The sequence below is a fragment of the Ruania alkalisoli genome (assembly GCF_014960965.1).
Classification (GTDB): Bacteria; Actinomycetota; Actinomycetes; order Actinomycetales; family Beutenbergiaceae; genus Ruania; species Ruania alkalisoli.
Map to the genome: position 1 here is coordinate 1659864 of NZ_CP063169.1, position 24386 is coordinate 1684249.

Genomic DNA, 24386 nt, shown 5'->3' on the forward strand with positions numbered 1-24386 from the left:
AGATCGGGCCGGTCGACCCGGGACAAGTCAGTCCCGGGGTGTCCGTACCGGACAGTCTAGCGCTACTGATCTTCCGCGGGAGGTGGCGCCGTCGCGGGCGCACCCTCTCACGTGGGGTGCCTTGCTACAGCGTGTCGCAGACCGTGCCCCAGTTCGTGTGACCGAAGGTGGTCTTGCGCCAGAACGAGGCGGCATAGTGGTCATAGCCGGTGGGGGTCGACCAGGACCTGGTCTGCCCGGATCCGAATGTCCACGACACCGACGTGTCGACGGTGGTGCCCGTGCCACAACCGCTCGACGACGAACGCTCGTACAGCCGCAGGAATCCGGTCGGGCTGGAGGAGCCGTGGTAAGTGAACGAGTAGTTCACGTAGCTTCCGGATCGGCTCAGGCAGATCGTTCCCGGCCCGGAGGTGCCTGCACAGGCCGAGGCCATCGCCGAGTAGGTGGCGGTCGTGCGGTTCTGTGTCGACGGGGACTGAGAAATGCTTGTCGTCTCCGTACAGTCCTCGGTGCGTTCGACCACCGGAACGGTCAATCCGGCAGGACCCCCCCGCTCCTCTGGCACAGTGGTGTGCCTGATGTCCATCGAAACGAGCTCACACCCGCGTGCGGCCGAGTCGGCCGCCCAGTCCGTGGTGCGAACCTCCTCCTCGAGTGCGTCTGCCCATTCGTTCCACTCGGCATCCGTGGACTCTGCATCCGGAGCCTCGTGCACTTCCGTGTCGGGTGCGAGTTCCTCGGCACCGGCCGAGGAACTGCTGATGATGACCGAACTGGCGATCAGCGCGACGCCGGCGGCCATGACGGTGAGCGCACGCGTTCGGTGGGTGGTCGATGACTGCACGGGGATGCCTCCGGGTGATGGGTCGGGCGGAGGCGATCAGGTCACCAGTGCGGCCGCCTCCCAGCGTGATCTGATCGTGACACAAAACTCATGTGTAATCACCCCCTGGGTGCCGGACATGTATAGGTGTAAGGGACGGGGAGGAGGCGGATGAAGGCCGGCCCGGAGGGGCGGTTCGAGGCTCTCTACTGGGAGAATCACCGTGAGTTGCTGGCCTTCATCCGCCGCCGCACAGAGGCGGAGGCCGAGGACATCGTGGCCGAGACGTTTGTGGTGGCATGGCGCCGTATCGACGACGTGCCGGAGAACGCACGGCCATGGTTGTTCGGCGTGGCCCGCAACGTGCTGCGTAATCACCTACGAGCGCAGAACCGCCAGACGCTGCTGAAAGTACGGATCGATCGACAACCGGAGGACCCGCAGACCGACCTGGCTACAGCCATCGCCGCGCGACACGACCTGGCTGCGGCCTGGAACAGGCTCACCAGTGCCGAGCAGGAAGTCATCTCGCTCGTCGCGTGGGACGAGTTCAGCAACGACGAAGCCGCGACCGTGCTCGGATGCGCGAAGTCGACGTTCGCGGTGCGGCTGTTCCGCGCCAGGCGTCGGCTGCTGCACCTGCTCAACCGCACCACCGTCGAAGGGGGATCGACATGAGCGAGAAGTCGACGCTACTGCGCGCAGTCGGCGCCCTGAAGCCGTCAGAACGGGACGTGAGCGAGTCCGAGTCCCGCGCTCTGCTGGAACAGGTGAATCTCCGCATCTCCGAGGGGGCGACCTCTGCTGAGGAGGCGCGCCGACTGACGCCGTACCAGCCGCCGGTCGCGACTCGCCGTCTCCTTGCCGGTGCGGCGGCCACGGCTCTCGTCGCCGTGGGGGCGATCACTGTCAGCAACTACGACACCGCCCCCGCCTATGCCGGCTGGACTTCCACGCCAACTGAGATCGCCTCGTCGGATGTCGATGTCATGGCTCAGATCTGCCCGCCGGAGATTCCTGGGCCGGGTCCGGATGCGGAGATGATCCCGGTCAGTCCATTGCTTGCTGAGGAGCGAGGGCCGTACCGGATGATGCTCTCGCTCGGTGACGGCGATTCCTACCAGGTCTGCCTGACCTTGCCGGATGAGGACTCGAGCCAGGGGTACTACCCGGTGGCCATGGGATCCGTTCCCGGCCCAGGAAACGTGACGTGGCCGGCAGAGGACGATGGCGCGCTGCTGCTCGATGCGGGCACGTACACGCCGCCGATCAACAGTGATCCGGTCACCCTGGCTGTGGGCACTGCTGGATCTGATGTGGAAGCCCTGACGCTGCACACCTCCGAGGGGAGCTTCGTCGAGGCGACGGTGATGGATGGATGGTGGATCGTCTGGATCCCGGGCGAGGTATCGATCGGAGACTCGGCCTCGGTCGTCACGAGCGAGGGCACAGCGATGGACGTGATCCTCGAAAGTCCGCACACGTAAGAGGTCGTGCCCGAGAATGGGCTCCAGCATCTCCGGCCTGTCCGCCTCCTTCCGGTCGCATGCTCGGTAGTGAGGCGGCGCGGTATCGGGGGACTCGTCTCAGGGCGGTGCTCGGCCGCTACGCGAATGTCGGGCAACGTGTGAAGATCGGAGCATGAGCACACAGCCACGCGCCGTGGTGACCGGCGCCTCCACCGGGATCGGGGCCGCCACGGTGGCCGAGTTACGCAGTCGGGGCTACGCCGTCGTGGCGACTGCCCGGCGTGAGGATCGCCTGCGGGCGCTGGCCGCGGAGACCGGCTGCGAGTATGTGGCTGCCGATCTCACCGAGGCTGACGACGTTGCCCGCCTGGTCGCGACGGTGGCCGCAGGTGGTCCGCTGACAGCTTTGGTGAACAACGCCGGCGGAGCGAGGGGCGCCGACCCGGTCGAACGCGGCGACGTGGCCGACTGGGAGGAGATGTACCGGATCAACGTGCTCGCCACGTTGCGGGTGACGCAAGCGCTGCTGCCTGCGTTGCGGGCCGACGGCGGGGGAGACGTGCTCGTCCTGACCTCGACCGCTGCGCACGACACCTACCCGGGTGGTGGCGGGTACGTGGCCGCCAAGCACGCCGAACGGATCATCGCCAACACCCTCCGGCTCGAGCTTAACGGCGAACCGATCCGGGTGATCGAGATCGCGCCCGGCATGGTCAGGACCGAGGAGTTCTCCCTCAACCGCCTCGGTGACGCCGGTGCAGCCGACGCCGTCTACGAGGGTGTGGAGAACCCGCTCACCGCCGACGACATCGCCGATGCCATCGCCTGGACCCTCACCCGGCCGCGGCACGTGAACATCGACTCCATGACGATCCGCCCGGTGGCACAGGCCTCCAGCACGCAGGTCGCCCGGCACACCGGGCTCTGAGAACGCCCGCTCTGAACACGCCTGCTCTGAACACGCCTGCTCTGCGGTGTCAGTGCTCGGCCACCTCAGTGATCCCTGGCCAGCACCCGCAGTGCGGTCGCCGGGTCGTCGGTGCACAGCGAATCCGCCCCCAGGTCAGCGATCTCGCCCATCCGGTCCGGGTCGTTCACGGTCCATACCCACGCCTCGAGCCCGCGGGACCGGATCGCCTGCACATCGCTCGCCGTCAGGTTGCGCTCCCACACCGACACCCCACCTGAGCCTGCACGCAGCGCAAAGGCGACGGCGTCCTCCAACGTCCCGACCCGTTCCAGCATCTCGGCCACGGTGGCCTCCGCCTCCGGTCGGTGAGCACGGACCTGAGCGAGCAGTTCGGACTCGTTCCCCTCATGCCCAAGGCTCAGCGGGTACGCCGCCAGACCGGGCACCAGGTCGGTCAGGCGGGCGAGCGCCTGCCAGTGCCCTCCGGAGGCGAACCAGTGCACGTGCGGGTGGTGCGCCGTCACGGTGGCTACTGCATCGATCGCGGTCGGATCCTTGATCTCGACATTGACCACGGCCGCCGACCCGACGAGGTCCAGTACCTCGTCCAAGGTCGGCACATGCTCCCCGCCACCGGCGTCCACCCGTGCCAGCTCTGCCTCACTGCGAGCCCCCACGGGTCCGGTGGCTGAGGTGGTCCGGTCCAGCGTGTCGTCGTGAATCACCACCGGCACCCCGTCCGCGCTCAGGTGCACGTCCAGCTCGACGCCCTCCACCCCGAGCTCCAGCGCCCGGGAGAACGCGGCGAGGGTGTTCTCCGGCAGTTCTGCACTGGCACCCCGGTGGGCGTAGATCTTCACGCTGGATACCCTCCTCGTCGGCGACCGCGAGAGCGCGGCCCACCTCGACAGGGTAGATCGGCCGGGTGCCGACCGGGTGAACGTGGCGCGAACACTCGCGGACCGAAGTGACCAGGCCCGAACCGGAAATCCGGTGACCGGACGTGGTGAGGCCGATACGGTCTGCGGATGGACGCCGTCCCTCCACGCCCTGCGCAGAGTGTGCTCTGGCCACCCGCCGGTCTGCGGGTGCGTGCCGCCGACCTGGAGCTGCGCTACCTCGACGACGAGCTGCTGCACCAGTTGGCTGCGCTGGCGTCGCGCGGCGTCCATGCACCCGAGGCGATGCCGTTCATGGTGCCCTGGACCCGGGGCACGCCGGAGGAGGTCGCGCGCAGTGTGCTGCGTTACCAGTGGCAGGCACGGGCGCAGATGAGTCCGGATGCCTGGGGTCTGGAGCTGGCGGTCCTGCATCGAGGCACCCCGGTCGGGATCCAGGCGGTCGGGGGGAAGGATGTGCCGACGACCCGTGTGCTCGGCACCGGCTCCTGGCTGGGCCGAGAACTTCACGGGCAGGGGATCGGCACCCGGATGCGCGCGCTGGTGCTGCACCTGGCCTTCGACGGGTTCGGGGCGGACGTCGCGCGCACCGAGGCGTGGGTGGACAACGCCGCCTCGAACGGCGTCTCCCGGCGGCTCGGGTACCGCGAGAACGGGTGCAGCCGCGAGGTTCGGGAAGGAGCCGCCGTCGAGCACCGTGCCTACCGCCTCGACCGGGCGGACTGGGAAGCGCACCGGGTCGCCCACCCCGAACTCCACCCGGGTGAGGTGACGTACGAGGGACTGGACGCCGTCCGGGACTTCCTGCACCTCACCTGAGCTGCCGTTCTCACGCGGTGAACCCAAGGCGGCCGTGGCATCCTGAGGCTGCGGGTGACCCCCGCCGCACAAAGGAGAGTCGATGACGATTCTGACCAGCGCCGCAGACCCGGCGAGCTCGGAGTTCACCACCAACGACGCGACCCAGCGCGCCCTGGCAGCCGAGCTGACCGAACGGCTCGCCAGGGTAGCCCGCGGGGGGCCGGAGCGGTCTCGGCAGCGGCACACCGACCGGGGCAAGCTGCTGCCGCGGGATCGGATCACCACCCTGCTCGACCCCGGCAGCCCGTTCCTGGAGATCGCGCCACTGGCGGCCTGGGATCTCTACGACGGTGAATGCCCGGCTGCCGGAGTGGTCGCCGGCATCGGCATGGTCCACGGCAGGCAGGTGCTCGTGATCGCCAACGACGCCACCGTCAAGGGCGGCACGTACTACCCACTCACGGTCAAGAAGCACCTGCGCGCCCAGCAGATCGCCCTGGAGAACCAGCTCCCGTGCCTGTACCTCGTCGACTCAGGCGGCGCCTACCTGCCGATGCAGGACGAGGTCTTTCCCGATGAGCAGCACTTCGGGCGCATCTTCGCCAACCAGGCCCGCATGTCCGCCGCCGGGATCCCGCAGCTGGCCGCCGTGCTCGGGTCCTGTACTGCAGGCGGCGCCTATGTGCCCGCCATGAGCGACGAGACCGTGATCGTGGGCGGCCAGGGCACGATCTTCCTGGGCGGTCCGCCGCTGGTGAAGGCAGCCATCGGAGAAGAGGTCAGCGCCGAGGATCTCGGCGGCGGGGAACTGCATGCCCGTACGTCCGGGGTGGTGGACCACCTGGCTGACGACGACGCCCACGCCCTGCGGATCCTGCGCGACATCGTCGCCACCCTGCCGCCACCGCCGCCGCGGGTGTGGGACGTCGCTCCACCGCGAGAACCCGCAGTGCGGGCCGACGAGATCTACGGGGTGGCGCCCACCGACCTGCAGGCGGCCAGCGACCCGCGCGAGGTCATCGCCCGTCTCGTGGACAGTTCCGAACTGCAGGAGTTCAAGGCCGCCTACGGCACCACCCTCGTGACCGGATTCGCCCGCATCCACGGTCATCGGGTGGGCATCGTGGCCAATGACGGCGTGCTGCTGAGCGAGTCGGCACTCAAGGGCACCCACTTCATCGAGCTGTGCGACCAGCGCGGCATCCCGCTGCTGTTCCTGCAGAACATCTCCGGCTTCCTCGTGGGCCGCGAGGCCGAAGCGGGCGGTATCGCCAAACACGGCGCGAAGATGGTCACCGCCGTGGCCACCACCCGGGTCCCGAAACTGACCGTGATCACCGGCGGATCCTTCGGTGCCGGCAACTACTCTATGTGCGGACGTGCCTACGGGCCCCGGTTCCTGTGGATGTGGCCCGGAGCGCGGATCTCGGTGATGGGCGGACGTCAGGCCGCCGCCGTGCTCGGCACCGTCCGCGCCGACCAGGCCGCTTCCCGCGGCGAGGACTGGCCCGCCCACGAGCGGGAGGCGTTCGAGGCACCGATCCGTGAGCAGTACGAGCGCCAGGGCAACCCGTACTACGCCACCGCGCGGCTGTGGGACGACGGCATCATCGACCCCGCCCAGACTCGCACCGTGCTCGGGCTCGCGCTGGACGTGTGCTCTCGCGTGCCGCTGCCCGATCTGTCCGAATCTCGCTTCGGCATGTTCCGGATGTGAAGGGAGCCTCCGTGTTCACGTCCGTCCTCATCGCCAACCGCGGCGAGATCGCCATCCGCATCGCCCGCACGCTCCGGCGGATGGGAATCCGTTCCGTCGCCGTGTACTCCGACCCCGACGACGGCGCAGCGCACGTCCGGGCCGCCGACCTCGCCGTCCGGATCGGACCCGCTCCGGCGGCACAGTCGTACCTGGATGTGGCCGCGATCATCGAGGCTGCGCGCCGGACCGGAGCCCAGGCCGTGCACCCTGGGTACGGCTTCCTCAGCGAGAGCCCGGAGCTTGCGCGCGCCTGCGCCGACGCCGGGCTGGTGTTCATCGGGCCGGGCCCGGCGGCACTGGAACTGATGGGCAGCAAGATTCGGGCGAAGGCGCACGTCGCCGAGGCGGGTGTGCCGGTGATCGAGGGGGTCAGCGAACTGGACGAGGACCTCCTCACCGCAGCGGCGCACCTGGGCCCGCCCTTGCTCGTCAAACCCTCCGCTGGCGGCGGTGGGAAAGGGATGCAGGTTGTCCGCGACCTCACCGATCTACCGGAGGCGCTCGCGACTGCCCGTCGCATCGCCCGCGCGGCCTTCGGGGATGAGGCGCTGCTGGTGGAACGGTTCGTCGACGCCCCCCGCCACATCGAGATCCAGGTGCTGGCCGACGCCCACGGCCACGTCCTGAGCCTGGGCGAGCGGGAGTGCTCGCTGCAACGCCGCCATCAGAAGGTCATCGAGGAGGCTCCCTCACCGTTGCTGACCGAGACCACCCGGCAGCGGATGAGCGATGCCGCGGTCGCCGTGGCCGAGAGCGTGGGGTACCAAGGCGCCGGAACGGTGGAGTTCCTCGTGCCCGCCGCGAACCCGGACGCCTTCGCCTTCATGGAGATGAACACCCGCCTCCAGGTGGAGCACCCCGTCACCGAAGCGGTCACGGGTCTGGACCTGGTGGAGTGGCAGGTGCGCATCGCCGCCGGCGAACCGTTCGAGCCGGACCTGGACCGGGCGGTGGAGGGACATGCGATCGAGGCGCGGATCTACGCCGAACGTCCGGACTCCGGCTTCCTCCCGGCGACCGGAACCGCCGCAGTGGTGCGCTGGCCGGACGAGGTGCGCGTCGATCACGCACTGACGGAGGGCACGGTGGTCGCAACCGAGTACGACCCGATGCTGGCGAAGGTGATCGCCCACGCTGACACGCGTGCCGACGCCCTGGCGCGGCTGGACCGGGCGCTCGCGGACACCGTGATCTTCGGGGTCGAGACGAACGTGGACTACCTGCGGCGGCTGCTGGCCCACCGGGACGTACGCGCCGGCACCGCCGACACGACGTTGCTGGACGGGCTCACCATCACCCAGCAGCACACGCCGGACGAGGCACTGATCGCTGCAGCCCTGGCGCGGCATGCACACGCCTGGACGGACGAGCTCTGGCGCCGGCCGTCAGGATGGCGGCTCGGTGCCGACCAGCCCGTCATCTATGCCTTCGCTGCGGGCACCGTCTCAATATCCGGCCCTCCGGAGCGCGCGCTGGTCGCGGTCGGGGACACAACCGACGGCCTGCAGCGACTCTGTGCCATATCTGGCACGGTGTCGCTGCAGGCCGTCAGTTCGTGTGCGCTGGTCCTCGACGGCATGAGCACTGGTGTGGACGTGTTGCTCGCGCCGGCCGCCACCTGGGTGCGGTGGGATGGCCGGACGTGGGGTCTCGATCACCACGATCCGGACGCGAGCACCGCGATGTCGGCAGGGGTGAGCGACCCCCAGCTGCGCACCCCGATGCCGGGGACCGTGGTTGCCGTGCACGCCGCTGCTGGCGACTGGGTCGAGGCAGGAGACCGCATCGTCACGGTCGAGGCGATGAAGATGGAATTCCCGCTGCGCGCCGGCCGCGCCGGTACGATCACCATCGACGTCGTCGTCGGTGACCAGGTCACATCCGGCCAGGTGCTCGCCGCCGTCACCGGCCCTGAGGGTTCACAAGACCCGCGAGGGCCGAGCGCAACGATCCACAAGATCTGACGAAGGAGTCACGCTCATGCCGTACGGCTTCACCCCCGAGCACCTCGCGCTCGCCGAGAAGGTCCGCACGTTCGCCGACACCGTGGTGCGCCCCGCCGCCTACGACTGGGACACCCGGCGGGAACTGCCGCTGGATGTCATTGCCGAGATGGGCCGGATGGGCCTCTTCGGACTTCCCCTGCCGCCGGAGTACGGGGGCACCGGCGCCGACTACACCGCGTTCTGCCTCGCCGTGGAGCAGATCGCCCGTGTCGACCAGTCGCTCGCCGTCACCCTCGAGGCCGGGATCGGACTCGGTGCCATGCCGGTGCTGCGGTTCGGCACCGAGGAGCAGAAACGGCAGTGGTTGCCCAGTCTCGCCACCGGGCAGGCGCTCGCCGCTTTCGGACTCACCGAAGCCGGCTCCGGTTCGGACGCGAGCGGCACGCGCACCACGGCTGATCTCGCCAGTGGTGAGTGGGTGCTCAATGGCTCCAAGCAGTTCATCACCAACTCCGGCACGCCGATCACCACGCTCGTCACCATCACGGCTGTCACCGGTGAGCGCACTCGCGACGACGGCACCCGGGTACCGGAACTCTCAGCCTTCCTCGTGCCAGTCCCCAGTGAGGGACTGGTCGTCGGTCCCGCCTACGACAAGGTCGGCTGGCACACCTCCGACACTCATCCCCTCACGCTCACCGATGTCCACATTCCTGAGGAGAGTCTGCTCGGCGAACGCGGCCGCGGGTACGCCTATGCCGTCACCTGCCTCGACGAGGGCCGCATCGCTTTCGCCGCACTCTGTACCGGCGCTGCCCAAGGATGCCTGGAAGAGGCGATCCGGCACAGCCACGAACGGCAGGTGTTCGGACGAGCGCTGGAGGACAACCAGCACGTGGCTTTCATGATCGCCAGGATGCAGGCACGCGTGCACACCGCCCGGCTCGCGTGGGTGGAGGCGGCCCGGCTGATGGACGCGGGGGAGCGGTTCAAGATGGCCGCCTCGCTCGCCAAGCTCGTCGGTGCCGAGGCTGCCGTGGCCAATGCTCACGATGCCTCGCAGATCTTCGGCGGCTACGGTTTCCTCAACGAGAACCTCGTGGCCCGGCACTACCGGGACGCGAAGGTGCTGGAGGTCGGTGAAGGCACCACCGAGGTCCAGCTTGGAGTGATCGCCCGTGAGCTGGGCCTGACCGGCGCGGGCCTGACCCGCCGATAGCACCGGCCCGCTGGGCGACAGGGAGAGAGGGAGAACGATGGACACCCAGCCTGCGGAGCCGCTGCGCGAGGAGGTCCAGCGTGGCAAATACCTCGACGAGCTCGAGCTCGGGGTGCGCTACCGGCACGCCCCGGGCCGGACCATCACCGAGGCCGACGACGTGCTGTTCACCACCGCCACGATGAACCCACAGGCCCTGCACCTGGACGCCGCCTGGTGCGCGACGCAGCCGTTCGGCCGCCCGGTGGTGAACTCGATGTTCACCCTTGCCACAGTGGTGGGCCTCTCGGTCGGGCATCTCACCCAGGGCACGACCGTCGCCAATCTCGGCTTCGAGAACGTACGGTTCCCGGCCCCGATGTTCCACGGTGACACCCTCTATGCGCAGACGGTGGTGCTCGAGACCCGTGCTTCGGCGAGTAGGCCGGGGCAGGGCATCGCCCGGCTCGAGCACACCGGTCGCAATCAGGACGGCGTCATCACTGTCGTCGCGGTGCGGTCGGCGCTCATGTGGTACCGCCAGGCGCATGAGGCACGATCAGGCGGCGGGAATACCGGGGGTGAGCGCTCATGACGGCGCCAGGGCCCGCGAGGTCCGCAGCGGATCTGCCCGGACCTGCCCTGCTGTTCTGCCCCGCCGACCGACCCGACCGGTTCACCAAGGCGGCCGAGCGCGCGGACGGGGTGATCCTCGACTTAGAGGATGCTGTGGCTGCCGACGCTCGGGCGGCTGCGCGGCGTGCGCTCGAGGCGCACCCACTCGATCCCGACCGCACCATCGTCCGGGTGAACGCGGCGGACTCACCGGAGCATGTGGCCGACGTGGACGCGGTCCGCAGTGCCGGATACCAGCGGGTGATGCTCGCCAAGGCCTGCAGCCCTGCCGACCTCACCGGGCTCGAGGGCCTGCAGGTGATCGCACTGTGCGAGACGGCGCGCGGCGTGCTCGCGGCCCCCGAGATCGCCGCCGAGGACTCGGTGGTCGGCCTGATGTGGGGCGCCGAGGACCTGATGGCCTCCCTTGGGGGCACCTCCAGCCGATTCTCCGTCTCCACCTCCGGTGTGGCGGCCCCCTATCGGCCGGTCGCGCGTCACGCCCGGTCCCGGGTGCTGCTCGCCGCGGGCGCCTACGGCAAGGCTGCCATCGACGCCGTCCATCTCGACCTCGACGATCTCGTGGGACTGCGCGGCGAGGCGGAGGACGCCGCCGCCTCCGGATTCGCCGCCACCGCTTGCCTGCACCCGCAGCAGGTGCCCATCGTCCGCGAGGCGTACCGTCCCGATGCCGCACGGGTGAGGTGGGCACGGGAGGTGATGGCTGCCGTCGGGGAGCGTGGGGGCGTGCAACGCCATGGCAGTCAGATGGTGGACGAACCCCTGCTCGCCCAGGCGCGCGCAGTGCTGCGCCGCGCCGGAGAGCAACTCACGTGACCAGCCCATCCCTGACCGCCGTCACCATCTCCTCTCCGCCGCCCGGCCGGCACCCACGGGCGGAGGTGTGCGTGTGCCTTGATCTGCACGGACACCCGTTCGGCCTGTGGACCTGAGAGAGTGGGGTCATGGAATCCGAAGAACGCCTCGCCGTCTTCCTCGACTACGAGAACCTCGCGCTCGGCGCCCGCGAGCACCTGGGCGGGATGGCGTTCGACTTCGGGCCGATCGCCGACGCGCTCGCGATCCGGGGTCGCGTGGTCGTGCGCCGCGCCTATGCGGACTGGTCCTACTTCGACGAGGACCGGCGCTCACTCACCCGCCACCAGGTGGAGCTGATCGAGATGCCGCAACGGATGGGCGCCTCCCGCAAGAACGCCGCCGACATCAAGATGGTCGTCGACGCGATCGAGATGGCCTTCGAGCGCGACTACATCTCCACCTTCGTCATGTGCACCGGCGACAGCGACTTCTCCCCGCTCGTGCACAAGCTGCGTGAGTTGAACAAGCGCGTGATCGGCGTGGGCGTGGAACAGTCCACCTCGCGGCTGCTCCCGCCTGCGTGTGATGAGTTCCTCTTCTATGACCGCCTCGAGGGGGTCGAGGTACCGGAGGAGAGCGAGCCCACCGAACGGCGTGGTCGGGGGCGCCGCGCGGCCCAAGGGGCCACCAAGGGGTCTGTCGGGCCCGACCGGACCGCTGCCGCCCCGCCGGCAGCCACTGCCCCGGAGCAGCCCGCACCGCCCGCGCCCGCCGAGACGACTGGCGACGATGAGCCCGCCCCGGCGGAGGACGCCAGTTCGCTCGAGGTACTCGTGGCGCAAACCCTCGCCGGGTTGGAGTCCTCGACCGGGGGCAGCGTGACGGCCTCCGTACTGAAACGCACATTGCTGCGTAAGGACCCGACCTTCAGCGAGTCCGATCACGGGTTCCGCACGTTCTCAGACGTGCTGCGCCACCTTGCCGAACGTGGTCTGGTCGAGCTGGCCAGCGGCCCCTCCGCCGGTGATCCCGAAGTTTCCGTTCCCGCGCACGGCGAACGGGAAGACGCGTTCGCGCTACTGCGTACCGTCGTGACCGAGTCCGACGGACCGGTGGCCCTGTCCAGCCTGAAGAACCGTTTGCGCAAGCGGCGGCCCGACTTCTCCGAGAAGGCCCTCGGTTACCGCAACTTTCTGCAGTTCTGCAAGGACGCCGCCGAAGGCGCGGTGGACCTGCGCTGGGACGAGGAGTCCGAGGACTATCTGCTCAGCGCAGGAGCCTGACTGGCCTCGAGGAGTTGTACTCAACCCACTGTGGTGACCGTCGTCTTCTAGACATGTGACAGTCACGGCGTGTTCGCCGGGCCCCGGTACGGTCGCCGCCATGATCCAGGACGTGCGGGAGTACATCGACCGGCTCCAGACCGATGGTCACAGCCTCGGCGAGGACCACGACGACGACCCGGTGCTGATCGACCCCGCGGGCCGCGCGGTCGACACCTGGCGCGAGAACTATCCCTACGACGAGCGGATGGACCGCAGCGAGTACGACCAGACGAAGTACCTGCTGCAGGTGGAGCTGCTGAAGTTCCAGCGCTGGACCTCTGCTACCGGCGGCAGGCACGTGATCCTGTTCGAAGGGCGCGATGCCGCCGGCAAAGGGGGCACGATCAAACGGTTCATGGAGCACATGAACCCGCGATACGCCCGCACGGTGGCGCTGTCCAAGCCCAGTGACCGTGAGCTCGGCCAGTGGTACTTCCAGCGCTACGTGCAGCACCTGCCCACCTCCGGTGAGGTGGTCCTGTTCGACCGCTCCTGGTACAACCGCGCCGGAGTGGAACGGGTGATGGGCTTTTGTGATGACGACCAGTACCAGCAGTTCATGGGTGAGGCCCCGCTGCTGGAGAAGATGCTCGTGGAGTCCGGGATATCGGTGACCAAGTACTGGTTCTCGGTCACTCGGGCCGAGCAGCGGACCCGCTTCATCATCCGTCAGGTGGATCCGGTGCGGCAGTGGAAGCTCTCGCCGATGGACCTGGAGTCCCTGGACAAATGGGGCGCCTACACCGCGGCCAAAGAAGAGATGTTCCGCCGCACCGACACCGACTGGGCGCCGTGGACCACGATCAAGAGCAACGACAAGAAGCGGGCCCGGATCAACGCGATGCGGCACTTCCTCTCCCAGTTCGAGTACGACGGGAAGGATCACGAGGTCGTCGGACAGCCGGACCCGGCGATCGTGAATCGAGGGATCGACACCGTCGGCGACTGAGGACGCTAGGGTCCGGGGCATGGTGCAGGAGGATGTCGAGCCGAACCCGGGCGCACGTGGTCCCGTCCGCATGTGCTGCCCGAGCCTGCCGCAAGGGCGGAGGGTGCGGTGAGGATGGCGTTTCCCGACCTGGTGGACCGGCTGGTACGCGAGAAGCGCCCGAGCTGGCAGGTCTATGACGGGCGCCACGACCCGTATCGGCAGCGACTTGAGGCCACCTTTCCCCAGGTCGATCCCGAGGCGAGCTGCAACGACGCATGGCACCTGAACGCCGTCGGCGGATCCTGGGTGGTGGCCTACGGGGGCGCGCCCGCTCGCCAGCGCGAGTTCTACGACTCCGAGGCAGCGGCTTGCCAGGCCATGTACGAGCGCGTCGTCGCGGCGGGGGAGGCGCCCGTGACGGCCGTCGGGCCGGATGCTCTGCCGGAACCGGTGCGGGCGTTCATCGCCCAGCTCGGTGCCACCCCACGCGAGGTCCGCCTCGGGGACGTCCATGTGGCCGTCGAGTCAGATATGGCCCACCGGATCGTGCTCACCGGCGCCGGCTACGGACTGGACTATCCGTCGGTGCGACCACCCGCGGCCGGCCGGGTACGCCTGCGGGGCGCCGGGCTGGACGATGTGTGCCGGCTGCTGGTGGCCGACCTCGCGGCCCGCCTGCTGCCGTGGGAGCCCGGGGAGTCCAGGTGGGGCTTGCCACGGGGGCTCTCCGATGTGGAACGGATGGAGCGCCTGGCCGCCCACCCGGTGGAACGGGTCATCGCCGCCTACTGCGGCGAGCGCCCGGAGGAGGTGCTGGACGAGATTGGCCCACCCGCCGCTATCGACCTGCTGGATGAGACGCTGCTTGTCCTGGGGCGCGGGCCGCGCTGGATCCTCCTTCCGACCGATGGTCCGGACGGCGTCAGGTTCACGGACCGGGACGTGGACTACGTGCTCGCCCGGGACGGCGACGAGTACGTGATCTCCCATCGCCGTGAGCGCACGAACGCGGACCACGAGGTACTGCGCATCGCAGACCTCGACGAGGCGCGCACGCGGCTGGCCGAGTTGCTCACGTAGGCAGGTGGGAATCGACTGGTTCGGTACCGGGCACGTCAGGCTAGACTGGCGCCACAGGCTTCGACCCGGCCATCACCGGTGAGCCTCCGGAAGAACAGCCCCACCGCGGTGGAGCTCAGTAGAACCGGACGGGTAGGCCCGTCACAGCCGCAGATGAAGGGGTTCCGTCGTCCGCGGCGGGGCAACCGAGGTGGTACCGCGGGTCGCGCCCGGACGGGAGCGGATCGTCCTCGACACGGATCGAATCAGTCGAAGGACAGCGCAGATGACCAGCGAGCCCACCAGCACCGGCAGCGACCTGCACTTCCCGCGCCACACCCAGGCCGACGGCGTGCAGCCCTCCCCGAGGTTCCCGGACGTCGAGACCGACGTGCTGGCGTTCTGGAAGAGTGACGACACCTTCCGCGCCTCGATCGAGAACCGGTCGGCAGGGGAGAAGGGTGAGAACGAGTTCGTCTTCTACGACGGCCCCCCGTTCGCCAACGGCCTGCCGCACTACGGGCACCTGCTCACCGGGTACGTCAAGGACGTCGTGCCGCGGTTCCAGACCATGCTCGGCAAGCGGGTGGAGCGCCGGTTCGGCTGGGACACCCACGGTCTGCCCGCCGAGCTGGAGGCTGAGCGGATCCTCGGGATCACCGACAAGACCCAGATCGAGGAGATGGGGCTCGAGGCGTTCAACAAAGAATGCCGGGACTCGGTGCTGCGCTACACGAAGGAGTGGGAGGAGTACGTCACCCGGCAGGCCCGGTGGGTCGATTTCGAGAACGACTACAAGACGCTCGACCTGACCTACATGGAATCGGTGATCTGGGCATTCAAGCAGCTCTACGACAAGGGCCTCGCCTACGAGGGCTACCGCGTGCTGCCGTACTGCTGGCGGGACGAGACCCCGCTGTCCAACCACGAGCTGCGGATGGACGACGACACCTACCGGATGCGGCAGGACCCGGCCATCACGGTCGGGTTCCGGCTGGAGGCGATCGGTCCGGAGGTCCCCTCCGAGGCTGCCGAGGCACTCACCGGCGCCCACCTGCTCATCTGGACCACCACTCCCTGGACAGTGCCCTCCAACCTGGCCACCGCCGTCCACCCCGAGGTGACCTACGCCGTCGTGGCCGGCAGTGACGGCGGGCGGTACGTGCTCGCTGAGGCCCGCCTGGCTGCCTACGAACGTGAGCTGGGGACCGAGCCCGAGGTACTGGCCACGCTCACCGGTGCCCAGCTGGCAGGCAGCCGCTACACCCCGCCCTTCGGGTACTTCGCCGGCCGGGAGAACGCCCACCAGGTGCTCCTCGCCGACTACGTCACCACCGACGACGGCACGGGCATCGTGCACATCGCTCCCGCCTACGGTGAGGAGGACAAGGTCGTCACCGACGCCGCCGGCATCGAGCCGGCGACCCCGGTGGATGCCGCCGGCAAGTTCGATGCCACCGTGCCCGACTACGCCGGGATGAACGTCTTCGACGCCAACGCCGCCATCATCAAGGACCTGAAGGCCGGATCCGGCGGGGCGCAGGGGCAGAGTGCCGTACTGCTGCGCCACGAGACCTATGACCACTCCTACCCGCATTGCTGGCGCTGCAAGAACCCGCTCATCTACCGGGCGGTCTCCTCCTGGTTCGTCAAGGTCACCGAGTTCCGGGACCGGATGGTCGAACTGAACGACCAGATCACGTGGGTGCCCGAGCACATCAAGGACGGCCAGTTCGGCAAATGGCTCGCGAACGCGCGCGACTGGTCGATCTCCCGTAACCGGTACTGGGGCACGCCCATCCCGGTGTGGGTGAGCGACGATCCCGCCTACCCCAGGATCGACGTGTACGGCTCCCTAGCCGACCTCGAGGCCGACTTCGGCGTGCAGGTCACGGACTTGCACCGCCCATTCATCGACGAGCTCACCCGTGCGAACCCTGACGACCCCACCGGGAAGGCGACCATGCGCCGTATCCCGGACGTCTTCGACGTGTGGTTCGACTCCGGCTCGATGCCGTTCGCGCAGGTGCACTACCCGTTCGCGAACGCGGACTGGTTCGAGAACCACTATCCGGGTGACTTCATCGTGGAGTACATCGGGCAGACCCGCGGCTGGTTCTACACCCTGCACGTGCTCGCGACGGCACTGTTCGACCGGCCTGCGTTCCGCACCTGCGTCTCGCACGGCATCATCCTGGGCGACGACGGCCGCAAGGCCAGCAAGTCGCTGCGCAACTTCCCCGACCCGATGGAGATGTTCCACTCCTACGGCTCGGACGCGGTGCGCCTGTCACTCATGGGCTCGCCGGTGTTGCGCGGCGGCAACCTGGTGGTCGCGGAGGAGTCGATCCGCGACCAGGTGCGCCAGGTGCTGCTGCCGCTGTGGAACACCTGGTACTTCTTCGGCCTCTACGCCAACACCTGCAACGACGGCGCCGGGATCGACGTACGAGCCCCGCGGCCGGAGGAATTGGCCGAGCTGGAAGACATGGACCGCTATGTCCTCGCCCGCACCCGATCGCTGGTCGAGACCGTGCGAACGGAGATGGAGCGCTACGAGATCGCCGAGGCGGTGGCCAGGGTACGTGAGCACCTGGATCTGCTGACCAACTGGTACGTGCGCACCTCGCGGCAGCGGTTCTGGGATGAGGATGCCGGTGCCTACCAGACGCTGTACACGGCACTGGAGGTGCTGCTGCGGGTGATGGCCCCGCTGGCGCCGATGGTCACCGAGGAGGTGTGGCGCGGGCTGACGGGTGGGCGCAGTGTGCACCTGACCGACTGGCCGGTGCCCGGCAACCTGGACGACCCGACGGCGGCTGCCCTCGTGGCGGACGAGGACCTGGTGACGGCGATGGATGCCGTCCGGGACGTCGTCTCCGTCACGCATGGGTTGCGCAAGGCGAACCAGCTGCGTGTGCGCCAGCCGCTGCGCAGCGTCAAGGTCGTCGTGGATCGGCCGGATGCGCTCGCGCCGTTCACCGGCCTCGTGGCCGACGAGGTGAACGTCAAGGATGTCGAGATCCGTGACCTCGCCGACGGTGCCGCCAGCGAGTACGGCGTCTACACCAAGCTCACCGTGAACGCCCGCGCCGCCGGGCCGCGGCTCGGCAAGGACGTGCAGCGTGCGATCGCCGATGCGCGCAGCGGTGCCTGGCAAGCCCAGGGTGAGCGCGTGAGCGTGGACGGGATCCTCCTCGAGGAGGGCGAGTTCACACTCACTACCGAGATCGAGGACCGCTTCGGCGACACCGTGGCCGCAGGAGTGCTGCCCGGTGGTGGGTTCGTCGTGCTCGACCTGGAGCTGGACGATGAGCTGATCGGCGACGGATATGCTCGCGACGTCGTGCGCCAGGTGCAGGACGCGCGCAAGGCTGCCGACCTGCACGTCTCGGACCGCATCCGGCTCTCCCTGGCCGTACCCCGGCAATGGGCCCAGGCGGTGACTGACCGGAAGGACTTCATCGCCGGGGAAACCCTCGCGGTGAGCGTGCACGTCGATGTCGCTCCCGTTGTCGGTGACGATGAGCCACCCGTCGGTATCGACCTGGCGAAGGTCTCCTCATGAACGGGGCGGCTGACGTCGAGGCCGAGCAGCAGGCGAAGGAGATCTACGCCGAGATCCTCTCCCGCGCCCCCGAGCACAAGATCTCCCCGACGATCGACCGGGTGGCCGAGTTGGTGGACCTGCTCGGCCACCCGCAGCGTGCCTACCGGGCCATCCACCTGACCGGCACCAACGGCAAGACCTCGACCGCACGCATGGTGGAGCGGTTGCTGCGGGAGATGGGGCTGCGGACCGGGCGCTTCACCTCCCCGCACCTGCACACGGTGCGCGAACGGATCGCGATCGACGGCGAACCGATCTCAGCCGCGGCCTTCGTGGAGGTCTGGCGCGATATCGAGCCGTACGTGCAGATGGTGGACGCGAGCCTCGAAGGGCGTGGGCACCCGCAGCTGAATTTCTTCGAGGTGCTTGCTGCGTTTGCTTTCGCGGCCTTTGCGGATGCGCCGGTGGACGTGGCGATCATCGAGGTTGGGCTCGGTGGCGAGTGGGACTCGACCAACGTCATCGACGGCGAGGTGGCGGTGATGACGCCGATCGCCCGCGATCACGAGAAGTGGCTCGGGCACTCCCTGGAGGAGATTGCGCAGGTCAAGTCGGGCATCATCAAGCAGCTTGACCCGCCGGCGGTCGTGGTGACCGCCGAGCAGGACGACGAGGTGGCTGCCGTCATTGCCCGGCGCGCCGTCGAACGCGGTGCGCGGGTGGTGGCCCAGGGGTATGACATCGAGGTCGCTGAGCGGATGGTGGCCGTTGGAGGACAGCTGGTGAACCTGCGTGGTACCGGCGGGCTCTACACCGACATCTTCCTTCCGCTGCACGGCGCCCACCAGGCGCAGAACGCCCTGCTTGCCCTGACGGCGGTCGAACAGTTCCTGGGGGGAGGTGCCCTGGGTGCGGAGATCGTCGAGGCCGCCTTCGGCGACGCCACCTCACCCGGACGGATGGAGCTCGTGCGCTCCAGTCCGGCCGTGGTGGTGGACGCGGCCCACAACCCGGCTGGTGCGGGAGTCCTGGTGCAGGCACTGGAGGAGGCGTTCTCCTTCACCCGGCTGGTCGGCGTGATCGGGGTGATGGCCGACAAGGACGCCGAGGGGATCCTCTCAGTGCTCGAACCCGTCCTGGACGAGGTGGTCATCACCCAGTCCAGGTCGATGCGTTCGATGGACGTGGACGATCTGGCAGAGATCGCCCGCGATGTCTTCGACCCTGACCAGGTGCACGTGCAGGCGAGTCTTCCGAACGCCATCTCCCTCGCGGCCGACTTGGCCGAACAGGGTCAGCAGGACCAGATCGCCTCCGGCACGGGCGTGCTCGTCGCCGGTTCGGTGATTCTGGCAGCCGAGGCGCGCGCTGTGTTCGGCAAGGACAAGCCGCCTCGGCAGCCGAGGCGACCAGCCGACGCTCCCTGATCGCCGACACCCATGGTCACCGGATCCTCTCGCGCGAGGGCCGCGCAGCGGTCACAGGGTTTCTACGCACCAGTAGGGTGGCGCTGTGAAGGTTCTCGTCACCGGCGGCGCCGGGTACCTCGGGTCGGTGACGGCGACCGCCCTGGAACAGGCCGGGCATGAGCCCGTCATCCTCGACTCGCTGCTGACTGGCCCACGGGCGTTCACCACCAACCGGATCTTCTACGAGGGCGACATCGCCGACCGCCGCCTGGTGCGGCAGATTCTGGCCGAGCATCCAGAGATCGCCGTCACTGTGCACATGGCGGCCAGGGCGAGCGTGCCCGAATCGGTGGCACACCCGGCGGCGTACTACCGCGACAACGTGGCCAAGTCGCTCGATCTGTTCGAGGAGCTCAGCGACGCCGGGCACCCGCGGGTGCTGTTCTCCTCCTCGGCGGCCGTCTACGCTCACTCGCCCAGCTTCGAGGTTGACGAGGGTTCGCCGGTGGCACCAGGTTCGCCCTATGCGCGCACCAAGCTCATGGTGGAGCAGATCCTGACAGACCTGGCAGGTGCCGGGTTGCTGCGCGGGGTGATCCTGCGCTACTTCAACCCGATCGGCTCTGATCCGCAGTTGCGCAGCGGCATCCACGCCGCGGAGCCTCTGCATGTGCTCGGGCAGCTCATCCGGACCGCACGAGGGGAGCAGGACGAGTTCGTGCTGACGGGCACGGATCTGCCCACGCGCGACGGCACCGGCCTACGCGACTACGTGCACGCGTGGGATCTGGCCCGTGCGCACGTACGGGCGGTCGAACGTTTCGATGCGCTGCTCGCCTCCGTCGGGAACGAGGGCGCCGTGGTCAACATCGGCACCGGGACCGGCGTCACGGTGCGCGAGCTGCATGCCGCCGTCGAACGCGTCACCGGACGCCGAGTGCCGGTGCGTGAGGCTCCGGCCAGACCCGGGGACGCCATCGGCGCCTACGCCAACGTCGACCGGGCCCGGGCGCTGCTCGGCTGGCAGGCTGAGCTCAGCCTGGACGAGGCGATCGCCTCGGCTCTCGCCTGGGCGCAGCGTCGTATGGAACTGCTCGGCGGCGCCCCGGATGCTCGCCGGTGATCCGCTTCGTCACCGAAACCGACATCGGCGCCCCACCTTCGGTCGTCTGCGACGCCTCCCTCGACATCGGCGCGCACCTGGCCTCGATGGCTTCCTCACACGAGCAGGCCGTCGACGGAGTGAGGACGGGAACGATCGGGCTCGGTGAGACGGTGACGTGGCGGGCCCGTCACTTCGGCCTGTGGTGGACCATGACGAGCCGCATCACTGCCTACGAGGCACCTCACAGCTTCACCGACGAGCAGGTGCGTGGTCCGTTCGCCCAGTTTCGTCACGTGCACCGGTTTCAGCCTCGGCCCGACGGCGGCACCCAGATGAGCGACGAGGTCACCTTCGTCGCTCCGCTCGGCCCGCTCGGAAGGCTGGCCGAGCACCTCGTGCTGGCACGCTACGTCCGCCACCTGATCGACTCCCGCAACGACTGGCTGCGACGGCACCTGGAGTCGTGTGGATGAACACCGACGTGCCCGGTCCGCTACCCGCACTGGCGACCCTGCACGTCGGCTCCATCCCGTCCAGGCGCGCTGGAACTCGCTGACGGCCCGAAGCCGTCGATCAGTTCAGCCCGTTCTCGGCCAGCCACTCCGAGGCGATGGTGGCCGAGTCGAGCTGTTCGGAGACGCTGCGGGCATTCATCGCGATGAGGTCCTCGGTGGTCAGCACCGCACTGATGGGGTCCAGCACCGCGGCGACGTCCTCGGCGATCTCGGCATCTGCGAGCGGGACGACATTCTGCGCCAAGATCATGCTCTCCGGGTCCTCCAGGGTCACGAAGTCACCGGACGCGAGATCTGGGTCCGCGGTGTAGATGTCACCCATCGTGATGTCGCCGCTGCGGATCGCATCCTTGGTGAGCGGGCCACCGCTGTCACCGATGGCGACGAACTCCACGTCCACGCCGTAGAACTCGGAGAGTCCATCGGGTCCGTAGGGGCGTGACTCCAGCTCGATGTTGCCGCCGACAGTGATCTGACCGTCGTAGGAGGCCAGATCCGCGAGGCTGGTGATGCCGTTCTCCTGCGAGAACGCCGAGGTCACGTTGTAGGAGTCGGCGTCCTGCGCCTCGGCGCGGTTGAGTACTGTCAACCCCTCCGGGAGGGCTTCGGGCAGCGCGGCGGCGACATCCTCGGGGCTGCGCGCTTCAGTCTCGGCGTCATAGAACTGGAGCAGGTTGCCGGAGTACTCTGGGATCAGGTCGACCTCGCCGCCTTCCATGGCGGCGAGGTAGCTGTCCCGTTGCCCGATCTGGAACTGACGCTCCACCTCGAAGCCCTCGACCTCGAGCGCCTGAGCGTAGATCTCGGCGATGATCTCGTTCGAGTAGTAGGCCTGCGAACCGACGACGACGGTGGAGGCATCCGCGGGCTCCTCGCCCCCGCCCGTATCGAGCGGGTCGGACGAACCGCCGCATGCGGTGAGCAGCATCAGCGCGGTGGCAGTCGTAGCGACGCCGAGCGTGCGCACGCTGCCACGGTCGAGCGCCCGACGGTGCTGAGGAGGCAAGGTCATGAGGTTCCTTCCTGAGGGTGGGTCTGAGAAACACTGGCCGGCTTGGCCGCATTCCCCGGTCTGTGCCGTGTGGTGCTCTCCGCCAGCCACACCGTGAGCGAGAACGCTGCGTCCAGCACGAGCGCGAGCGCGACGATGACGAGCGCACCTCCGAGCATCTGGGTGTAGTCGTTGAGATTGATCCCGCGCAGGATGTAGGTGCCGAGCCCGCCCAGGCCGACGTAGGCGGCGAGCACAGCGGTGGACACGATCTGCAGGGTCGCGCTGCGGAGGCCGCCGATGAGCAACGGCAGCCCGATCGGGGCCTCGACGCGCCACAGGATCTGCCACTCGGTCATCCCCATCGCCCGGGCAGCATCCACCACGTGCTCGTCGACAGCCTCGATTCCGGCGTAGGCGCCTGCCAGCACGGAGGGAACGCCGAGTACGACGAACACGATCGTGGCAGCCATCGGGGCCTGGCCGATACCGACGAACAGAGTCAGCAGCGTCAATAGTCCGAGCGAGGGGAGTGCCCGAGCCGCCCCGGAGAACGCGACGGCGATCTGCTTGCCACGTCTCGTGTGGCCGATGAAATACCCGATCGGCACGGCGATCGCGGCGGAGATCAGTACCGCGATGGCCGAGTACAGCAGATGCTCTCCTAGCCGCACCGCGATGGCGTCGCTGCCGGTGTGGTGCTCCGGTGAGGCGAGCCAGGCGAAGGCGTCGGCGAACAGATTCATCGCGCCACCTCCGTTCTGCCGGGCCGGCGCCGACGCGCCGGCGCGCGACCGCGGCCGCTCCTCGACCAGGGCATCAGCCACCGGCCGAGCAGCACCAGCAGTGCGTCGAGTGCCAGGGCCGTCACCACAGTCATCACGATCCCTGTCAGGATCTCCACCGGGATGTTGCGCTGCAGGCCGTCCGTGAACAGGAAGCCCAGCGAACGGATCCCCACCAGGACTCCGACGGTCACAAGGCTGACCGTGCTCACCGCTACCACGCGCAGACCCGCCAGTAGTACGGGCCCTGCCAGCGGCAGATCGACTGCCCAGAACCGGCGCCAGCCGTCGTAGCCCATCGCCACGGCGGCCTGCCGCACGTGTGAATCCACGGAGGCGAAGGCGTCCGAGGCGAATCGCGTCATCAGGGCCACTGCGTAGATCGTCAGCGCCACGATGAGGTTCGCGCGGCTGAGATAGCCGATACCGAGGATCGGGGGCAAGAGCACGAACAGCGCCAGCGACGGGATCGTGTAGAGCAGGCCGACGAGCGAGAGCATCGGACCGCGTAGCCACTGCTGGCGCCACGCGAGCTGGCCGAGCGGTACGGCGATGATCAGGCCCGCCACGATCGGCAGCAGGCTCAACCACAGATGCTCGAGCGTCAGTTCCAGCACCAGATCGAGATTCCTCGCTAGCCAGGTCATGACGGAGCGGCGTCCTCGGTCAGGACACCGGCGGGTCGGCCGTTGCTGTCGACGACCACGGCGACGCCGTCCCGATGCTCCACCCGCAGTGCCCGTCGTCCGCGGTCTGCGCCGATGAAGTCGGCGACGAACTCGCTCGCAGGAGCGGCCAGGATGTCGGCGGGAGCACCACGCTGGGCGATCACGCCGCCGTCCGCCAGGATCACCACCTGGTCGCCGAGCAGAAATGCTTCTTCGATGTCATGGGTGACGAAGACGACCGTCTTGCCGAGTTCTCCCTGCAGTCGCAGCAGTTCGGCCTGCAGGTCCGCCCGTACGATCGGGTCCACCGCACCGAACGGCTCGTCCATCAGCAAGATGTTGGGGTCGACCGCCAACCCGCGGGCCACGCCCACCCGCTGCTGCTGACCACCTGAGAGCTGGTTCGGATAGCGCCCGGCCAGATCCCGGTCCAGGCCGACGGTGTCCATGAGTGTGAGCCCCAGCTCGGTCGCCTCGGATCGCCCCATCCCGTTTAGCCGCGGCACGGTCACGATGTTCTCCAGCACCCTGCGGTGCGGCAGCAGACCGGCGCTCTGCATCACATAGCCGATCCGCCGCCGCAGCGCGACCGGGTCGAGTGCGGCGACGTCCTCGCCATCGATGCTCACGACCCCCGAGGTCGGCTCGACCATCCGGTTGATCATCCGCAGCAGCGTCGTCTTACCCGAACCCGAGGAGCCGACGAACACCGTCACCTGGTGGGACGGGATGACCAGATCGACACCTCGCACCGCCAGCGTGCCGTCGTCGAACCGCTTGGTGACCCCCTCGAACTCGATCATGCC

General features: G+C 68.6%; 22 protein-coding genes. 16 read left to right on the plus strand and 6 right to left on the minus strand.

The genetic code is table 11. From position 1 onward, the window contains the following. Positions 1-124: 124 nt before the first annotated feature. Positions 125-805: a hypothetical protein gene (locus IM660_RS07195; RefSeq protein WP_193498665.1), complete on the minus strand. Its 681-nt coding sequence runs from the start codon at positions 803-805 to the stop codon at positions 125-127. Positions 806-997: 192 nt separating this feature from the next. Between IM660_RS07195 and IM660_RS07200 the strand changes: the two genes are divergently transcribed. The 3 genes from IM660_RS07200 (at position 998) to IM660_RS07210 (ending at position 3223) form a co-directional block, all read left to right on the plus strand. Next, a complete protein-coding gene (locus tag IM660_RS07200) occupies positions 998-1504 on the plus strand; it encodes an RNA polymerase sigma factor (protein ID WP_193498666.1) in 507 nt (168 codons plus the stop codon). Further along, on the plus strand, positions 1501-2313 hold the full coding sequence (locus tag IM660_RS07205) for a hypothetical protein (RefSeq protein WP_193498667.1): 813 nt from the start codon (positions 1501-1503) through the stop codon (positions 2311-2313). The genes IM660_RS07200 and IM660_RS07205 overlap by 4 nt, the downstream gene beginning before the upstream one ends. A 154-nt stretch (positions 2314-2467) precedes the next feature. After that, entirely contained in the window at positions 2468-3223 is a 756-nt protein-coding gene (locus IM660_RS07210; protein WP_193498668.1) for an SDR family oxidoreductase, read from the plus strand. A gap of 65 nt (positions 3224-3288) precedes the next feature. Here the strand turns inward: IM660_RS07210 and IM660_RS07215 are convergent, their stop codons facing one another. Then, entirely contained in the window at positions 3289-4065 is a 777-nt protein-coding gene (locus IM660_RS07215) for a glycerophosphodiester phosphodiesterase (protein WP_193498669.1), read from the minus strand. Positions 4066-4233: 168 nt separating this feature from the next. Between IM660_RS07215 and IM660_RS07220 the strand changes: the two genes are divergently transcribed. The 13 genes from IM660_RS07220 (at position 4234) to IM660_RS07280 (ending at position 21094) form a co-directional block, all read left to right on the plus strand. Continuing rightward, positions 4234-4923 (plus strand): GNAT family N-acetyltransferase, encoded by a 690-nt coding sequence (locus tag IM660_RS07220; RefSeq protein ID WP_193498670.1) that lies wholly within the window; start codon positions 4234-4236, stop codon positions 4921-4923. Between the two features lie 82 nt (positions 4924-5005). After that, positions 5006-6622: a carboxyl transferase domain-containing protein gene (locus IM660_RS07225; protein ID WP_193498671.1), complete on the plus strand. Its 1617-nt coding sequence runs from the start codon at positions 5006-5008 to the stop codon at positions 6620-6622. Positions 6623-6633: 11 nt separating this feature from the next. Then, on the plus strand, positions 6634-8628 hold the full coding sequence (locus tag IM660_RS07230; RefSeq protein ID WP_193498672.1) for an acetyl/propionyl/methylcrotonyl-CoA carboxylase subunit alpha: 1995 nt from the start codon (positions 6634-6636) through the stop codon (positions 8626-8628). Between the two features lie 16 nt (positions 8629-8644). After that, positions 8645-9829 (plus strand): acyl-CoA dehydrogenase family protein, encoded by a 1185-nt coding sequence (locus IM660_RS07235; protein ID WP_193498673.1) that lies wholly within the window; start codon positions 8645-8647, stop codon positions 9827-9829. 37 nt (positions 9830-9866) lie between these two features. Then, on the plus strand, positions 9867-10403 hold the full coding sequence (locus tag IM660_RS07240; protein WP_193498674.1) for a MaoC family dehydratase: 537 nt from the start codon (positions 9867-9869) through the stop codon (positions 10401-10403). After that, positions 10400-11260 carry an HpcH/HpaI aldolase/citrate lyase family protein gene (locus IM660_RS07245; RefSeq protein ID WP_193498675.1) on the plus strand — a complete coding sequence of 287 codons (861 nt, stop codon included), beginning with the start codon at positions 10400-10402 and terminating at the stop codon, positions 11258-11260. Before IM660_RS07240 ends, IM660_RS07245 begins: the two co-directional genes overlap by 4 nt. Before the next feature lie 128 nt (positions 11261-11388). Further along, the gene (locus IM660_RS07250) at positions 11389-12525 is read left to right on the plus strand and encodes a PIN domain-containing protein (protein WP_193498676.1); all 1137 of its coding nucleotides are present in this window, start codon (positions 11389-11391) and stop codon (positions 12523-12525) included. Positions 12526-12625: 100 nt separating this feature from the next. Then, the gene (ppk2, locus tag IM660_RS07255) at positions 12626-13516 is read left to right on the plus strand and encodes a polyphosphate kinase 2 (protein WP_193498677.1); all 891 of its coding nucleotides are present in this window, start codon (positions 12626-12628) and stop codon (positions 13514-13516) included. 114 nt (positions 13517-13630) lie between these two features. After that, positions 13631-14578 carry a hypothetical protein gene (locus IM660_RS07260; RefSeq protein ID WP_193498678.1) on the plus strand — a complete coding sequence of 316 codons (948 nt, stop codon included), beginning with the start codon at positions 13631-13633 and terminating at the stop codon, positions 14576-14578. Between the two features lie 265 nt (positions 14579-14843). Beyond that, positions 14844-18125, plus strand: a complete 3282-nt coding sequence (gene ileS / locus IM660_RS07265) for an isoleucine--tRNA ligase (protein ID WP_193498679.1) — start codon at positions 14844-14846, stop codon at positions 18123-18125. Next, complete coding sequence (locus IM660_RS07270; protein WP_193498680.1) at positions 18122-19534, plus strand: bifunctional folylpolyglutamate synthase/dihydrofolate synthase; 1413 nt, start codon at positions 18122-18124, stop codon at positions 19532-19534. Before ileS ends, IM660_RS07270 begins: the two co-directional genes overlap by 4 nt. Positions 19535-19619: 85 nt before the next feature. Continuing rightward, the gene (galE, locus tag IM660_RS07275; protein WP_193498681.1) at positions 19620-20639 is read left to right on the plus strand and encodes a UDP-glucose 4-epimerase GalE; all 1020 of its coding nucleotides are present in this window, start codon (positions 19620-19622) and stop codon (positions 20637-20639) included. Then, positions 20636-21094 (plus strand): SRPBCC family protein, encoded by a 459-nt coding sequence (locus tag IM660_RS07280; RefSeq protein WP_193498682.1) that lies wholly within the window; start codon positions 20636-20638, stop codon positions 21092-21094. The genes galE and IM660_RS07280 overlap by 4 nt, the downstream gene beginning before the upstream one ends. A gap of 100 nt (positions 21095-21194) precedes the next feature. On the opposite strand, the gene IM660_RS07285 is transcribed toward IM660_RS07280, so the two are convergent. From IM660_RS07285 to IM660_RS07300, 4 genes are read right to left on the minus strand one after another with little or no spacing between them, the layout of a single operon-like run. After that, positions 21195-22148, minus strand: a complete 954-nt coding sequence (locus tag IM660_RS07285) for an ABC transporter substrate-binding protein (RefSeq protein WP_193498683.1) — start codon at positions 22146-22148, stop codon at positions 21195-21197. Beyond that, positions 22145-22873: an ABC transporter permease gene (locus tag IM660_RS07290; protein WP_193498684.1), complete on the minus strand. Its 729-nt coding sequence runs from the start codon at positions 22871-22873 to the stop codon at positions 22145-22147. Before IM660_RS07290 ends, IM660_RS07285 begins: the two co-directional genes overlap by 4 nt. Beyond that, positions 22870-23559 (minus strand): ABC transporter permease, encoded by a 690-nt coding sequence (locus IM660_RS07295; protein ID WP_193498685.1) that lies wholly within the window; start codon positions 23557-23559, stop codon positions 22870-22872. The genes IM660_RS07290 and IM660_RS07295 overlap by 4 nt, the downstream gene beginning before the upstream one ends. After that, on the minus strand, positions 23556-24383 hold the full coding sequence (locus IM660_RS07300; protein WP_193498686.1) for an ABC transporter ATP-binding protein: 828 nt from the start codon (positions 24381-24383) through the stop codon (positions 23556-23558). The genes IM660_RS07295 and IM660_RS07300 overlap by 4 nt, the downstream gene beginning before the upstream one ends. Positions 24384-24386 lie beyond the last annotated feature (3 nt).

Excerpts from the sequence above, each read along its gene's own strand:
- IM660_RS07220 (WP_193498670.1), top strand. The coding sequence starts at position 4,234 with ATGGACGCCGTCCCTCCACGCCCTGCGCAGAGTGTGCTCTGGCCACCC.
- IM660_RS07250 (WP_193498676.1), top strand. The coding sequence starts at position 11,389 with ATGGAATCCGAAGAACGCCTCGCCGTCTTCCTCGACTACGAGAACCTC.
- IM660_RS07195 (WP_193498665.1), bottom strand. The coding sequence starts at position 805 with ATGGCCGCCGGCGTCGCGCTGATCGCCAGTTCGGTCATCATCAGCAGT.
- IM660_RS07235 (WP_193498673.1), top strand. The coding sequence starts at position 8,645 with ATGCCGTACGGCTTCACCCCCGAGCACCTCGCGCTCGCCGAGAAGGTC.
- IM660_RS07295 (WP_193498685.1), bottom strand. The coding sequence starts at position 23,559 with ATGACCTGGCTAGCGAGGAATCTCGATCTGGTGCTGGAACTGACGCTC.
- IM660_RS07290 (WP_193498684.1), bottom strand. The coding sequence starts at position 22,873 with ATGAATCTGTTCGCCGACGCCTTCGCCTGGCTCGCCTCACCGGAGCAC.
- ppk2 (WP_193498677.1), top strand. The coding sequence starts at position 12,626 with ATGATCCAGGACGTGCGGGAGTACATCGACCGGCTCCAGACCGATGGT.
- IM660_RS07300 (WP_193498686.1), bottom strand. The coding sequence starts at position 24,383 with ATGATCGAGTTCGAGGGGGTCACCAAGCGGTTCGACGACGGCACGCTG.
- IM660_RS07210 (WP_193498668.1), top strand. The coding sequence starts at position 2,468 with ATGAGCACACAGCCACGCGCCGTGGTGACCGGCGCCTCCACCGGGATC.
- IM660_RS07285 (WP_193498683.1), bottom strand. The coding sequence starts at position 22,148 with ATGACCTTGCCTCCTCAGCACCGTCGGGCGCTCGACCGTGGCAGCGTG.
- ileS (WP_193498679.1), top strand. The coding sequence starts at position 14,844 with ATGACCAGCGAGCCCACCAGCACCGGCAGCGACCTGCACTTCCCGCGC.
- IM660_RS07205 (WP_193498667.1), top strand. The coding sequence starts at position 1,501 with ATGAGCGAGAAGTCGACGCTACTGCGCGCAGTCGGCGCCCTGAAGCCG.
- IM660_RS07270 (WP_193498680.1), top strand. The coding sequence starts at position 18,122 with ATGAACGGGGCGGCTGACGTCGAGGCCGAGCAGCAGGCGAAGGAGATC.
- IM660_RS07225 (WP_193498671.1), top strand. The coding sequence starts at position 5,006 with ATGACGATTCTGACCAGCGCCGCAGACCCGGCGAGCTCGGAGTTCACC.
- IM660_RS07200 (WP_193498666.1), top strand. The coding sequence starts at position 998 with ATGAAGGCCGGCCCGGAGGGGCGGTTCGAGGCTCTCTACTGGGAGAAT.
- IM660_RS07245 (WP_193498675.1), top strand. The coding sequence starts at position 10,400 with ATGACGGCGCCAGGGCCCGCGAGGTCCGCAGCGGATCTGCCCGGACCT.
- IM660_RS07260 (WP_193498678.1), top strand. The coding sequence starts at position 13,631 with ATGGCGTTTCCCGACCTGGTGGACCGGCTGGTACGCGAGAAGCGCCCG.
- IM660_RS07240 (WP_193498674.1), top strand. The coding sequence starts at position 9,867 with ATGGACACCCAGCCTGCGGAGCCGCTGCGCGAGGAGGTCCAGCGTGGC.